This window comes from Candidatus Magnetaquicoccus inordinatus, assembly GCF_004217665.1.
Lineage (GTDB): Bacteria > Pseudomonadota > Magnetococcia > Magnetococcales > Magnetaquicoccaceae > Magnetaquicoccus > Magnetaquicoccus inordinatus.
This window is the reverse complement of the sequence record NZ_RXIU01000098.1, coordinates 1-12,787: the sequence shown is the minus strand read 5'-3', so window position 1 is coordinate 12,787 and position 12,787 is coordinate 1. Positions and strand designations below refer to the sequence as shown.

Sequence of the window (12,787 nt, the reverse complement as noted above, 5' to 3'; positions counted from 1 at the left end):
AGCGCTGGCTGCGCCTGCCTTTTGCTCTGCTTGGTGCCATATTGTTGATTCTCTTCTTTATCGAAGGTCTGATTCGCTATCGTCCTGGTGTTCCGGTCTTGTCTGAGGTGGGGCGTCGTTTTTTTGGGGTGATCTATTGCACCCTGCCCATGCTCCTCTTGCTGGAGATTCATCGCCTGGAGGGTGGAGGATGGTTGATCTGCTATTTGTTGTTTACTGTTTGGGCAACAGATATTGGTGCCTATTTTTCTGGTCGCCGTTGGGGGCGGAAAAAATTGGCTGAGTCGATCAGTCCCGGTAAAACCTGGGCCGGTTTTTGGGGTGGTTTGCTGCTGGCTTCTGTTGTGGGATCTTTGATAACCCTGGTTTCGCCTCTGCCCTTCTCCTTTACTCAGGCCGGGACAATGGCAGCTTTGCTCTCTCTGGTCGGGCAAATGGGCGACTTGGCGGAGTCTTTGGCCAAAAGAGAGGCCGGAGTGAAAGATTCTGGGCAATTGATTCCTGGCCATGGCGGTTTGTTGGATCGTCTGGACAGTCTGTTGTTTGCTGCACCTCTCTTTTATCTTTTCTTGTGGCTTATGGCGCTCTTGCCGGGTAAAGGAGGAGTGTCGCTTGGCGGTTAAATCGATTGCTTTGCTGGGTTCTACAGGCTCAATCGGTTTGAGCACCCTGGATGTGATCCGCCAACATCCAGAGCGCTACCGACTCTCTGCGCTGGCTGCCGGTCACAATGCCGAAAGGTTGATCCGTCAGGCGCAAGAGTTTCAACCAGAAATAGTGGCTATCTATCGCCAAGAGTTGGCGTCTGTGGTGCAGAGTGGCCTGGCTGGTAGCGGGATTCGGGTCGTGGCAGGCGAGGAGGGGGTGGTCGAGGCGGCTACCTGCGCCTCCGCACAAACCGTGGTTTCGGCCATTGTTGGTGCCGCCGGGTTGCTGCCAACACTGGCGGCCATACAGGCAGGCAAAGAGATCGCTTTGGCAAATAAGGAGTGTCTGGTGATGGCCGGACAGCTCTTTATGCAGGAGGTGGCGCGCCATGGCACCCGTCTGATTCCCGTTGATTCCGAACATAATGCTATTTTCCAGGTATTAAACAATGGTGCTGCCGGTTGTTCTCAGGTGCCAGCAAGCCATAAAGTGGAGCAACTCTTGCTGACCGCATCCGGCGGGCCGTTTCGTGGTTGGCGTCGGGATGCTTTGCAAAAGGTGACGCCCGAAATGGCCCTTGCCCATCCCAGTTGGCGCATGGGCCGCAAAATCACTATCGATTCGGCAACCATGATGAATAAAGGGTTGGAGGTGATCGAGGCCCATTATCTGTTTGCAATGCCGGCTGAACGTATCCATGTAGTGATTCATCCGCAAAGTATTGTGCACTCAATGGTTCGTTACCAGGATGGTTCGCTGTTGGCACAAATGGGGGTGCCTGATATGCGTACCCCCATTGCTGTTGCCTTGGCGTGGCCAGAACGGATTGCCACCTCAGTAGCAGCACTGGATTTACCGCATATTGGCGCGTTGCACTTTTATGCGGCACCAGACGCAGAGGATTTTCCATGCTTGTCTTTGGCATACCGGGCCTTGCACCTGGGTGGCAGCGCACCAGCCATTTTGAATGCCGCCAATGAGGTGGCAGTGGAGAGTTTTCTGGCAGGTCGTATCGGCTTTGCCGCAATTGCACAGTTGAGCGAGACGCTGTTGGAACGGTTAAGTGCACCAGTAGCCGCCGCGTCGCTCGAGGAACTTTTGCATCAAGATCTAGAGGCCCGCCGTTTGGCGGGAGAGTGGGTGGCTGCGCAATGATTCATACCACATTTTGGGCTATCGTTGTTTTGGGTGTCCTGATTTTTGTCCATGAACTGGGCCATTTTTTATTGGCACGCTTCCATGGCGTCAAGGTGTTGGTCTTTTCACTGGGGTTCGGTCCCAAGATCTACGTCTGGCGTTCCGCAAGCAGCGGTACCGAATATTGCCTTTCTGCGATTCCTTTGGGGGGATATGTCAAGATGTTGGGGGAGGGGGATGAAGAACCGGTTGCCCCTGAAGATCTACCCTACTCATTCCACAACAAAGCGGTTATGCCGCGTATCATGATTGTTGCCGCCGGTCCCTTTTTTAATTTTCTCTTTGCTTTTTTGGCCTTGTCAGCCGCCCATATGGTTGGTGTAGGAGAGTTGTTGCCCACTTTAGGCTCTATCGCTGCCCATTCACCAGCAGAGGCTGCTGGGTTGCAAAAAGGTGACCGTGTCACCTATATCGATGATTTGCCGGTTACTCGTTGGTCGACGCTGAGCAGTACTATTAAGTCCTCTGAGGGGCGTGTGCTCACACTCACTGTCGAACGCGATGGCAAGACATTTTTGGTTAAAATCACACCGCAGTTGAAAGAGAGCAAAAATATCTTTGGAGAACCGGTGCGCGTGCCATTAATTGGGGTTGGTCCCGGTGATAAAATAGAGGCCATGCGCTATGGTGTGCTGGAATCGATGGCCAAAGGTTGGGACCATACCTGGTCGATGACCCAGTTGACTCTCACCAGCACCTGGAAATTGATCACCCAGGTGATCTCTGCCGATCAAATCGGTGGACCGTTGATGATCGCCGATATGGCCGGTAAGGCAGCCGAACAGGGAACCAGCAACCTGCTCTTTTTCATGGCTTTAATATCGGTCAATCTGGCTATTTTGAATCTGTTGCCAGTACCGGTTCTTGATGGGGGGCACCTGCTCTTTTTGTGTATCGAGGGGTTGCGTGGCAAACCATTACAGGAAACAGTACAAATGGCCGCCAATCGTTTCGGGATGACCGTTTTGCTGCTGTTGATGATCTGGGCATTAAAAAATGATTTGAGCCGATTTTTTCCTTTGGGACAGTAGGTTGCAATAGCTCCCTACCCAGAATGAATGGGCAGGAAAAGTACTGGTGGGTGTTGAGTTCTCTTGCGATAATCAGAGAACTTTGTATACTTTTGCGCTGAGCAAATGTGTGCGTTGATTCTCCAGGCAGAGATGATTGGTAGCTAAAATATGATTCATAAAATGATTTTCCATAAAATGACCTTGCTCTATGCTGGCGTGCTGCTTGCTTTATTCAGCTTTTTACCCCTGGCAGAAGCAGGTGTGATCCGTGCGATTCGTGTAGAGGGTTCGCAGCGTATTGAACCGGAAACAGTGCGTAGCTATCTGAAGCTGGATGTCGGTAGCTCTTTCGATGCAGAGGCGACACGCAACAGCTTGAATGCTCTTTATGCCACTGGCTTTTTCAAAGATGTCGCCCTGGAGCAAGAGGGGGATACCCTGATTGTTCGGATCATCGAAAATCCAATGGTTCGTGAAGTGACCTTTGAAGGAAATGATGCTTTTGCTGCCGATGATCTGAAAAAAATTGTCACCACAAAAGCACGAGCCATTTTTGACCGTGGCAAAACCGAACGTGATTTGGCAGCTCTGCGGCAAGCCTATCGTGTCAAAGGGCTGTTTTTGGCAAAAATTGAGATGCTGACCAAATCTGCCGATGGCAACCAGGTGGATTTGATCTATCGTATCAGCGAGGGCGAAAAATCCAAGGTTCAAGAGGTGCGGATCATCGGCAACAAGGGGTTGAGCGAAAAGCAACTGTTGAAAAAGTTGCTGATTCAGCCAACCGATTGGCTCTCTTGGTATACGGAAACAGATACCTATGATCGGGAAAAGCTGCTTTCCGATCAGAATCAACTGCGTAATACCTATCTGGATAATGGCTATGTGCGGGTGCGGGTGGATTCATCGGTGGCCGAGTTGACCCCCGATCGGCGCGCATTTCTGGTAACCCACGCTGTAAATGAAGGAAAACGCTATAAATTTGGTCCCATTCGCATTGTCGGCGATTTTACCGAGTTGCCAGAGGCCGAATTATACAAAGTATTAACCGTCGCTGAAGGGGATTGGTATTCACAGCAACGGGTGCGTGATTCAGCAGAAAAGTTGATGGATTTGATTGGTGATTTCGGCTATGCCTTTCTGGACATCAGACCAGATAAAATGATCAATGACGAGGATAATGTGGTTGGTTTGACCTACCAGGTCAGCAAGGGAAAAAGGGTATATGTCAATCGCATTGAGGTCTCCGGCAATGTTCGTACTCAGGACAATGTGGTACGCCGCGAAATCACCTTGGTCGAAGGTGACCGTTTTTCCGCCTCTAAAATGCGCACGGCAAAGAATAAATTGCAGGGTTTGAACTTTTTTGAAACTGTTGAAGTAACTACACCTCCGGCGGGTGATGCCGAATTGGTAGATGTCAAGATTAAGGTTTCGGAAAAACCAACCGGTACCTTTACCTTGGGGGCCGGTTATTCCAGTCAGGAATCCATCTTGGGAATGGCCAGTATCAGTCAGAACAACTTCCTGGGTAAAGGGCAAAGGATGGTCTTTTCCGTCGCCCACTCTGGTGTGCGCAACGAATATAATATCTCCCTTACTGAACCCTATTTTATGGATAAAAAGTTGAGCGTGGGTTTTGAACTGTTTCGGCGTGAAACCGACCAGACTCGCTACTCTTCGGTGTTGGAAAAGGCAAATGGAGGATCAATCTCCTTGGGTTTTCCCATCTCCGAGCATCTGACCGATACCATCATCTATAAATTGGTGGAAACGGAGGTCCATTATACAGGTTCAGATCCTACTCTTGCTTCGCAGGTGATTCGCGAACAGGAAAATCTGAGTCCCTATCTGGCGTCGATTATTGGTAATGTCTTGTACTGGGACTATCTGGATAGCCGGATGAACCCTACCAGTGGTCGCAGTCATCGCCTGGTTACTGAAGCTGCCGGGTTAGGGGGAGATGTGCGCTTTGCGCGTGTGGTGACCGATAACCATATCTATATTCCTATCGATAGCGATAAAGATTGGATTGGGCATCTGCGCGGACGGATTGGCTTTGAGGAAGGCATGGGTGAAAAAATCCCGATTTTTGAACGGTTTTTTCTGGGAGGTAGCACTTCTTTGCGTGGGTTTATGCCCTCTGGTGTCGGGCCGCGTACTGCCCAAGGTGACTCCTACGGGGGAAGCCACTTTGAACAGTTGAATACGGAACTCTTTTTCCCAATTCTGGGCATGACCGACAAAGGTGTGCGCGGTCTGTTGTTCGTGGATACCGGTTATTTGGGTGAATCAGATTTGCCAACGGGGGTAAGTGATGCAGGGGGGGTTCGCGTATCCACTGGGGTTGGCTTGCATTGGAACTCGCCATTCGGGCCACTGCGCTTCACTCTGGGAACGCCACTGGTTAAAGAGCCGAATGACAAGACACGGATATTCGATTTCTCCATTGGCTCCATGATGTAATCGACAGCAGGTTACAGATGGAGAGAAAGGTGATTCAGCAATGAAGGCTTTGCGCCAAATCATGCAAAGGAGAGGTTTCACGCTGTGTTGTGGCTTGTTCCTGGCTTTGCTCTTGAGTACTACTGTCGCGTCTGCTGACTCCTACAAGTTGGCTTTTGTCGATGTGCCACGCGCCATGGCAGCCTCTGATGCGGCTAAACAAGCGCGTGACATCTTGCAGAAAAAGTTGGCAGCCAAACAGCAAGAGGTCAGTGCCATGGAGGATGAAATTAAGGCCATGAAGGCGGAGATCGAGAAACGTAAAGGGGGCTCTCGTCCTGATTCGGCTCCCGATCCAGAAAATGAGTTGCGCAGTAAATTGCGTGACTATCAACGTCTGGTAGAGGATAACCAGGCGGCTATCGATCGCGAAAATGGTCGCTGGACCAAAAAAATTACCGAAGCTTTGTTGAAAGTGATCGAAGAGATTGGGCGCGAAGATGGCTATACCGTCGTTTTCGGTAAGGGGCAGGTTTTGTTTGCCGCTGGCTCAATCGATATTACCGATCGGGTGTTGGTACGTCTGAACGAACGTACTAAAAAGTGGTTCTAACGTTTAGGGGTCAACTGTGGATTCCATACAAGAAATTCTCAACATTTTACCCCATCGCTATCCCTTTTTGTTGGTGGATCGCATCGTTGAAGTGGTTCCTGGGGAGCGTTTGCGTGCCATCAAAAATGTCACCTTTAATGAGCCCTTTTTTATAGGTCACTTTCCTGGTCATCCAGTCATGCCAGGGGTGCTCATTCTGGAAGCGATGGCGCAGGCCGGTGCCTTATTGGCAGGCAAGACCGATCCCGCTTCGGTGTGCGCACGTTTGGTCTATTTCATGACTATTGATAATGTGCGTTTTCGTAAGCCAGTGGTTCCTGGTGATCAACTGCACCTGGAATTGACTCTTTTGAAGCGGCGTAGAGATATTTGGCGTTTTGCTGGTCGGGCTTTTGTCGACGGACAGTTGGTTACCGAAGCAGAGTTGATGGCGATGACCCGTGACTCAGATGCCTCGTCAACTCCTGCTCAGGAGGAAAAAGCATGATCCATTCCACTGCCGTTGTTGATGCAAAAGCCAAACTGGCTGAAGATGTACGGATCGGACCCTATGCGGTAATTGGACCCGATGTGGTCATCGATAGTGATGTGGAAGTGGGTTCCCATGCTGTTATTGAAGGTCATACCCGGATAGGTGCTGGCAGCCGGATCTGCAATTTTGCCTCCATTGGTCAACCTCCTCAGGATCTGCATTATGCCGATGAACCGACTCGCGTAGAGATTGGCAATAAATGTTGGATCCGCGAGTTTGTCAGTATCCATCGTGGTACCGCTAAAGGTGGTGGCATGACGCGAGTTGGTGATCATTGCATGATCATGGCCTATGCCCATGTTGCCCATGATTGCCGTGTCGGCGAACATGTCATCATGGCCAATGGTGCCACCTTGGCTGGACATGTCGAGGTTCAGGATTATGCGGTGATCGGTGGTTTGACGGCTGTGCATCAGTTTGCACGTATCGGGCGCAATGCCTTCATTGGTGGTGCCTCAGCCATTTCCATGGATGTGGTCCCATTTGCCTCAGCAGCCGGCAACCGGGCGCAAATTACCGGAGTCAATGTGGTAGGGTTGCGGCGGAATGGCTTTTCAGAAGAGGTGATCAAGACCATTCGCCAAGCACATCGATTGGTATTCCGTTCCAATTTACGTTTGGAACAGGCAATTCAAGAGATTGAACGGCAATTTTCCGATTCCGCAGAGGTACAATATCTGTTGGAATTTTTGCAAACAGGGCAGAGGGGAATTTGTCGCTGAACGGAGATTTTCAGGAGCAAGCCATTGGTTTAATCGCCGGCAATGGTCAACTGCCACTTCTTTTCGCTCAGGCGCTGCCGAAACATCGCATCATTGCCGTAGGGCATAGCGGAGAAACCGATCCTCGTTTAGCGACCCTGGTTTCCGCATTTTGTTGGGTGCGTCTGGGACAGTTTCAGAAGATACTCGATTTTTTTCTTCAACACCGCGTCAAATGGGTGGTGATGGCAGGTGGAATCACCAAATCACGCATTTGGCAGGCCCGTCCTGATTTTCTTGCCATAAAAATGATCATGGGCTTGTTGCACCGGCATGACGATCTGTTGTTGCGCTCGGCAGCAGCCATTTTGCAGGAACATGGACTACAATTAAAATCGGTTACCGATTTTGTTCCTCAACTGTTGGCACCGGCTGGCTTGCTCAGTCGTCGGCAACCCACGGCTGCCGAATGGGAAGATATTCGTTTTGGCTGGTGGGCAGCCAAAGAGTTGGGACGTTTGGATATCGGGCAAGGTGTCGTGGTACGGCAAAAAATGGTGGCAGCCGTAGAGGCAATGGAAGGGACCGATGCCATGCTGTTGCGAGCCGGACCCTTGTTGGCTGGCAAGGGATGGGAGGAGGGTGGTGGGGTGGTGGTCAAGGTTGCCAAACCGATGCAGGATCGGCGTTTGGATCTACCGACCATTGGTCCGCGAACCATCACCACCATGCACGAAGCTGGTTTGCGGGTTTTGGCAGTAGAGGCGGGTGGGGCATTATTGCTGGAACCAGAGCAGACACGCGCTTTGGTGGATCGTTATGATTTGGTATTGTTGGGCTGTCGTGCGGAGGAGATGCAGTCATCAGAGCCTGCTGCGGATATTGGCTAGCAAAGTTTCTGGTATCGACAGGCTCTGAGACAAAAAAGGATGCAGAGGATGGAAGAGGCAAAACAGCAACTAGCTCGACAAACTGGGCCCAGAATGTTGCGGGCAGCGGTCATTGGCAGTGGTTATTTGGGACGTTTTCATGCCCTGAAGTATCATAAGCTGGAGGATGTGCAGTTGGTTGCTGTGGTGGACAGTTCGGCAGAGAGGGCGCAGCAGGTTGGCCAAGAGTTGGGAGTCTCTTTTTATACTGATTGGACACCCCTGTTGGCCGATGTCGATCTGGTAAGCATTGCCACACCGACCCAGAGCCATGCGGCTATTGCCGAACGTTGTTTGCAAGCGGGGGTTGCCGTTTTGCTGGAAAAACCGATGACCACTACGGTGGCTGAGGCGGATCGTCTCTTGGCTGTGGCCAAAGAGCGGGGTGTTTTGTTACAGGTTGGCCATTTGAAACGTTTTCATCCTGCCGTAGTGGCGTTGCAGAGTGGGGGATTGTTGCGCGAGCCACGTTATTTGGAATCATTTCGTTTGGCGCCGTTCAAAAGTCGTTCACTGGATTTGGATGTGGTTTTGGATCTGATGATCCACGATGTAAATCTGGCTCTGGCTTTGCTGCAATCGGAAGTGGTGCGGGTTGATGCGGTTGGCATGCCGATTGTAACCACGCAAAGCGATGTGGCCAATGCCCGTTTGCAGTTTGCCAATGGTGCGGTCGCCCAGATTTCCGCCTCACGTGTGGCCGCAGAGTCGGTTCGCCAGATGCGCATTTTTCAAGAGAACGGCTTTTTTACCGTAGACTTTGCCCGTAACCAATTATCCCTGATGCGCCGCAACACGCATCCAGACAATCCCGTGTCTGCTGTGGAAAGCGAATTATTGCCAATCACAGTGTATGATACCTTGGAAGCTCAGATTCGTGCCTTTTGTCATGCTGTGCGCAGTGGTGAAGCTGCTGTGGTCAGTGGGGAAGAGGGTAGAGGTTCGTTGCAGGTGGTGACCTGGATTCGCCAGGCGATTGCTGGTTCTGGCTCAGTGATCGTTGCGGATAGTGGCAGTGTCTGATTTGATCATGATGGTTGCCGGTGAGGCTTCCGGTGATCTGTTGGGTGGAGCATTATTAAGCGCTTTGCATACACGGTTACCCGATTTAAGGGTGATTGGCGTGGGTGGCGTGCGTATGCGTGAGCAGGGATTGCACAGCGAATATGATGTAAACGATTTGTCTGTTGTCGGTTTGGTGGAGGTGATTCGACGCTTGCCGCGTTTGTGGCAGGTAATGGGTTATTTGACCAGACTGTTGCAACAACAACGTCCCAGCCTGTTGATTACCATTGATCTGCCTGATTTTAATTTTATCCTGGCCAGGAGAGCGAAGGCTCTCGGTATCCGGGTTGTCCATTATGTCAGTCCACAGGTCTGGGCATGGCGCTCTGGACGGATTAAGAAGATTGCGCGCTGGATAGACCATTTATTGGTTTTGTTTCCTTTTGAGGTGGGGGTCTATGCCCATAGCGGTTTAGCGGTCACCTTTGTCGGACATCCCTTGTCATACTTGGCGGTGGCGCGGCATAGCCGTGCCGAGATGCGCGCACGTTTATCCATGCGCCCCGATGAGCGATTGGTCGTCTTATTGCCGGGCAGTCGATTTGGTGAATTGAGTCGGTTATTGGCACCAATGCTGGCCAGTTGTCGCGAATTGCAGCATCGTTTGCAGAATGTGCGCTTTGTTTTGGCTTTGGCCGATACCTTGACGGTGACCGACTTGGCCTCTTGTTGGCCTGCCGATATGGTAAACTTGGCTGCGGAGGGGGTGCGTATAGAGTGGCGGCAGGGAGAGACCTACTCCTTGCTGGCGGCTGCTGATGCGGCCTTGGTGGCCTCTGGTACGGCAACTCTGGAGGCTGCTCTCTTGGATGCACCTATGGTGGTAGTGTATCGGGTCAATCAACTGACCTATGCGATTGGTCGGCGGGTGATTCGTGTGCCCTATATCTCCTTGGCAAATCTGGTTGCCGGGTATGGTTTGGTGGTCGAGAGAATTCAGCATGAGGTGCAAGCGGTTCGTTTAGCTGATGATTTACAGGAGTTGTTGACGGATTCAGGACGGGTAAGTCAATTGCGAGCCGGATACAGCTTGGTTCGGGAAAGTTTGTCACACGCCGACCGGCATCCGGAAGATGTGATAATAGAGATGCTTGGGGGATCCGCCCGCAAAGGGGATTTCTCAGTAGTTCAACCTTTGGACAGGCGGGAGAAAGAATAATGGCCAGCGTAGAATTGACGACAGAAAATTTTAACAGTACGGTTGCCGAGAATGATATGGTGTTGGTTGATTTTTGGGCACCATGGTGTGGCCCTTGCCGTTCATTTGCGCCTATATTTGATAAGGTGTCGGAAAAATATCCCGATGTGATTTTTGGCAAGGTCAATACGGATGCGGAGCAGGGGCTGGCAGGAGCCTTTCAGATTCGTTCCATTCCGACCTTAATGATCTTTCGGCAGAAGATTATTATCTTTATGCAGCCGGGAATGTTGCCCGAAACGAGCCTTGTAGAGGTGATTGAGAAGGCACTTGCGTTGGATATGGATCAGGTCAGGAAAGAGATTGCCGAGCAGGAGGGCAAGGAGTAACCTCCTTGCGGTTGCGATAAAAAATCTGTTTTCCAATGGCAGCTTGCAGCAGAAAGATGTGCAGACGATCCGGGCAATAGAGGGAAAGGGATGTGATATGCGCTATTACCGAGGAATTTTTTGCACAGATTGTGACAACATTGGCTCGATTTGGAGGTAGGAAGCGCGATGAAGGGGAGAAGCGGTCGGGCGCTATGGATCTGTATAGTCTATTGTGTGTTGGGCATGGGTTTATCTGGATGTGTATCGGCTCCTGAGCGAAATCTACCGACAGCGCGCTCTTTACCCGATGCAGGGGCAGGAAAAAATGCTGCGCTGCGGGTGCAAAAAGGGTTGCAAGAGGCTGAGGCTGGGCGTTGGGAAGAGGCATTGAACTATTTTTCTGATGCTTTGAATTATCATGATTTGACGGTATTGGAGAGAGCGATCATTCTGAATAATCGTGGAGTCATGCAGCAACGTATGGGAATTTATGATGGGGCAATTACTGATTTTTCAGCGGCAATCAAAATGCGCTCTGATTTGCCAGGGAGCAACATGTCCAGCCGGGCTTTGTTCAACCGTGGCATCATGTATTATCTGCTGGGTGAGTATCAGTCGGCTGTAAACGATTTGGAGCAATACAGCAAAAGCAATAAAGCACAGCAGCGGAGTCCCTACGCGGTATTGTGGCACTATCTGGCACAGGAGCGGTCAGGGGTTTCTGGGCGCTATGAATTGGTCAGCAGTTGTCGGAGGTTATGGCGTGAGGAGGAGTGTGAACGCAAGTCAGGGGAGTTTGCGCATTTATCCTGGCCCGGTCCACTTTTTGCGTTGCATTTAGAGCAGTTGAGTGCGGAAGAGGTTGTTGGGCGTGTTCCCCGTGGTCAAACTGAGCGGCAGAGCAAGGAATATTTATGCGATATATATTTTCATTTAGGAGAATATTATAGCATAAGAGGAGAGCAGGGGCAGGCGCGATATTGGTGGCAAATGGCCTTAGAGACAGGGATGACTCATTTGAGTGAGTATACGGGATCACAAATGGGAATCCAGCGGAACTCACTGTTTACGATGTTTTAAGGATGGTTACCAATAGCGTCCCGTAGTGGCGACCATAATGGTGACCAAGCCGAGAAAGAGGTTGATGGAGACGATGATGCGGATGCGGTTCAGATAGATTGCCGCTTCCGGGAGGAGACGTTTTTTGACCATTTTTGCCATGTTGCGAAAGTGGGCAAGGAAAAGGAAGACAAAGAGAAAGATCATGCTCCAGCCGAGCCATTGCATGATACGGATGTAGGTAGGAGCTGGGTTTGGGTTGGCAAAGGTGGTGTGTAGCAGAGCATAACCGCTGAGAGGCAAGATCAGGATAATTGCCCATACCCAGGGAAAGAAGCGCGAGAAGATGCCGTACCAGAGATCGATGCGTGGTTCGATTTCCAATTGTAATGTTGCTGGGCGCAGGAAAACGTGGGCAAAAAACATTCCTCCGATCCAGATAGTTGCGGCGAGGATATGGAGAGAGAGCAACAACAAGGTCATAGGATTTGCTTTCCAGTAGAATGGGGCAACAGGCAGGGAAGAGTGTTGCTGTCTATAAAGCTAAGACTGTAAAACATCGTGTGAATATGGGCAAGGATTTCGTCATGGCGGCATTGTTTTGACCTTGACTCGCTGCAAAAAACTGTCAAAATGCAGGCCATTGTTGCTGTGGGCCGTTAGCTCAGTTGGTAGAGCAGCTGACTCTTAATCAGCTTGTCGCAGGTTCGATTCCTGCACGGCTCACCATAAAAATCAAATAGTTACGGTCACTCACAAGGTGGCCGTTTTTGTTCCAGTAATCAAATAGTAATCATTTGGAAAATATCCGCTCCTTCGGTGATGTGTCTTGCCATCCAGGATTGATGCCCTTTCCCACCATCACAAGCCGACAATATGACGCGCCCCTCGGCTGCCCTCTGGCTGGTAGGGAGTAAATGCCGACCAGGATTGATTGCCTTTTCCTTGTCTGTAACGCGCCACATGGTTTTAGTTCTACGCGCCACATGGATTTAATTCGGGCCTCCTCAAAAAGAATAACGCATTGAAACTATACATTAAAATTCGATTATGATAGAATTGTGTGCATGAATTTC

Annotated in this window: 13 protein-coding genes and 1 tRNA gene; 13 read left to right on the top strand and 1 reads right to left on the bottom strand. The window is 50.7% G+C overall.

Going from position 1 to position 12,787, the window contains the following annotated elements; translation table 11 throughout:
• The 12 genes from EJP87_RS08780 to EJP87_RS08725 all read left to right on the top strand — a co-directional run.
• A partial coding sequence (locus EJP87_RS08780) for a phosphatidate cytidylyltransferase (RefSeq protein ID WP_130471489.1) occupies positions 1-623 on the top strand: 623 nt, incomplete at its 5' end.
• Positions 613-1,803 (top strand): 1-deoxy-D-xylulose-5-phosphate reductoisomerase, encoded by a 1,191-nt coding sequence (locus EJP87_RS08775; RefSeq protein WP_227657544.1) that lies wholly within the window; start codon positions 613-615, stop codon positions 1,801-1,803. The genes EJP87_RS08780 and EJP87_RS08775, both read left to right, overlap by 11 nt.
• Complete coding sequence (gene rseP, locus EJP87_RS08770; protein WP_130471487.1) at positions 1,800-2,876, top strand: RIP metalloprotease RseP; 1,077 nt, start codon at positions 1,800-1,802, stop codon at positions 2,874-2,876. The genes EJP87_RS08775 and rseP overlap by 4 nt, the downstream gene beginning before the upstream one ends.
• Positions 2,877-3,038: 162 nt before the next feature.
• The gene (gene bamA / locus EJP87_RS08765) at positions 3,039-5,324 is read left to right on the top strand and encodes an outer membrane protein assembly factor BamA (RefSeq protein ID WP_193771247.1); all 2,286 of its coding nucleotides are present in this window, start codon (positions 3,039-3,041) and stop codon (positions 5,322-5,324) included.
• Positions 5,325-5,364: 40 nt separating this feature from the next.
• Positions 5,365-5,916, top strand: coding sequence for an OmpH/Skp family outer membrane protein (locus tag EJP87_RS08760; protein ID WP_130471485.1), 552 nt, complete (start codon positions 5,365-5,367; stop codon positions 5,914-5,916).
• A 16-nt stretch (positions 5,917-5,932) separates the two neighbouring features.
• A complete protein-coding gene (fabZ, locus tag EJP87_RS08755; RefSeq protein WP_130471484.1) occupies positions 5,933-6,403 on the top strand; it encodes a 3-hydroxyacyl-ACP dehydratase FabZ in 471 nt (156 codons plus the stop codon).
• On the top strand, positions 6,400-7,170 hold the full coding sequence (lpxA, locus tag EJP87_RS08750) for an acyl-ACP--UDP-N-acetylglucosamine O-acyltransferase (protein WP_130471483.1): 771 nt from the start codon (positions 6,400-6,402) through the stop codon (positions 7,168-7,170). Before fabZ ends, lpxA begins: the two co-directional genes overlap by 4 nt.
• Complete coding sequence (locus tag EJP87_RS08745; RefSeq protein ID WP_227657543.1) at positions 7,161-8,039, top strand: LpxI family protein; 879 nt, start codon at positions 7,161-7,163, stop codon at positions 8,037-8,039. Before lpxA ends, EJP87_RS08745 begins: the two co-directional genes overlap by 10 nt.
• 48 nt (positions 8,040-8,087) lie before the next feature.
• Positions 8,088-9,101: a Gfo/Idh/MocA family protein gene (locus EJP87_RS08740; protein ID WP_130471482.1), complete on the top strand. Its 1,014-nt coding sequence runs from the start codon at positions 8,088-8,090 to the stop codon at positions 9,099-9,101.
• Complete coding sequence (gene lpxB, locus EJP87_RS08735; RefSeq protein ID WP_130471481.1) at positions 9,094-10,302, top strand: lipid-A-disaccharide synthase; 1,209 nt, start codon at positions 9,094-9,096, stop codon at positions 10,300-10,302. Before EJP87_RS08740 ends, lpxB begins: the two co-directional genes overlap by 8 nt.
• Positions 10,302-10,670, top strand: a complete 369-nt coding sequence (gene trxA, locus EJP87_RS08730) for a thioredoxin (protein ID WP_130471480.1) — start codon at positions 10,302-10,304, stop codon at positions 10,668-10,670. The genes lpxB and trxA overlap by 1 nt, the downstream gene beginning before the upstream one ends.
• Positions 10,671-10,838: 168 nt before the next feature.
• Entirely contained in the window at positions 10,839-11,732 is an 894-nt protein-coding gene (locus tag EJP87_RS08725; protein ID WP_130471479.1) for a tetratricopeptide repeat protein, read from the top strand.
• A 6-nt stretch (positions 11,733-11,738) separates the two neighbouring features.
• Here EJP87_RS08725 and EJP87_RS08720 read toward each other — a convergent pair whose 3' ends face one another.
• Positions 11,739-12,194: a hypothetical protein gene (locus EJP87_RS08720; RefSeq protein ID WP_130471478.1), complete on the bottom strand. Its 456-nt coding sequence runs from the start codon at positions 12,192-12,194 to the stop codon at positions 11,739-11,741.
• A 170-nt stretch (positions 12,195-12,364) separates the two neighbouring features.
• Here EJP87_RS08720 and EJP87_RS08715 point away from each other — a divergent pair.
• A tRNA-Lys gene (locus tag EJP87_RS08715) sits at positions 12,365-12,440 on the top strand.
• Positions 12,441-12,787: the final 347 nt, after the last annotated feature.

Bases quoted from the DNA above. Each gene is read 5' to 3' on its own strand.
- rseP (WP_130471487.1), top strand. From the start codon at position 1,800: ATGATTCATACCACATTTTGGGCTATCGTTGTTTTGGGTGTCCTGATT.
- bamA (WP_193771247.1), top strand. From the start codon at position 3,039: ATGATTTTCCATAAAATGACCTTGCTCTATGCTGGCGTGCTGCTTGCT.
- EJP87_RS08760 (WP_130471485.1), top strand. From the start codon at position 5,365: ATGAAGGCTTTGCGCCAAATCATGCAAAGGAGAGGTTTCACGCTGTGT.
- lpxA (WP_130471483.1), top strand. From the start codon at position 6,400: ATGATCCATTCCACTGCCGTTGTTGATGCAAAAGCCAAACTGGCTGAA.
- EJP87_RS08740 (WP_130471482.1), top strand. From the start codon at position 8,088: ATGGAAGAGGCAAAACAGCAACTAGCTCGACAAACTGGGCCCAGAATG.
- trxA (WP_130471480.1), top strand. From the start codon at position 10,302: ATGGCCAGCGTAGAATTGACGACAGAAAATTTTAACAGTACGGTTGCC.
- EJP87_RS08725 (WP_130471479.1), top strand. From the start codon at position 10,839: ATGAAGGGGAGAAGCGGTCGGGCGCTATGGATCTGTATAGTCTATTGT.
- EJP87_RS08720 (WP_130471478.1), bottom strand. From the start codon at position 12,194: ATGACCTTGTTGTTGCTCTCTCTCCATATCCTCGCCGCAACTATCTGG.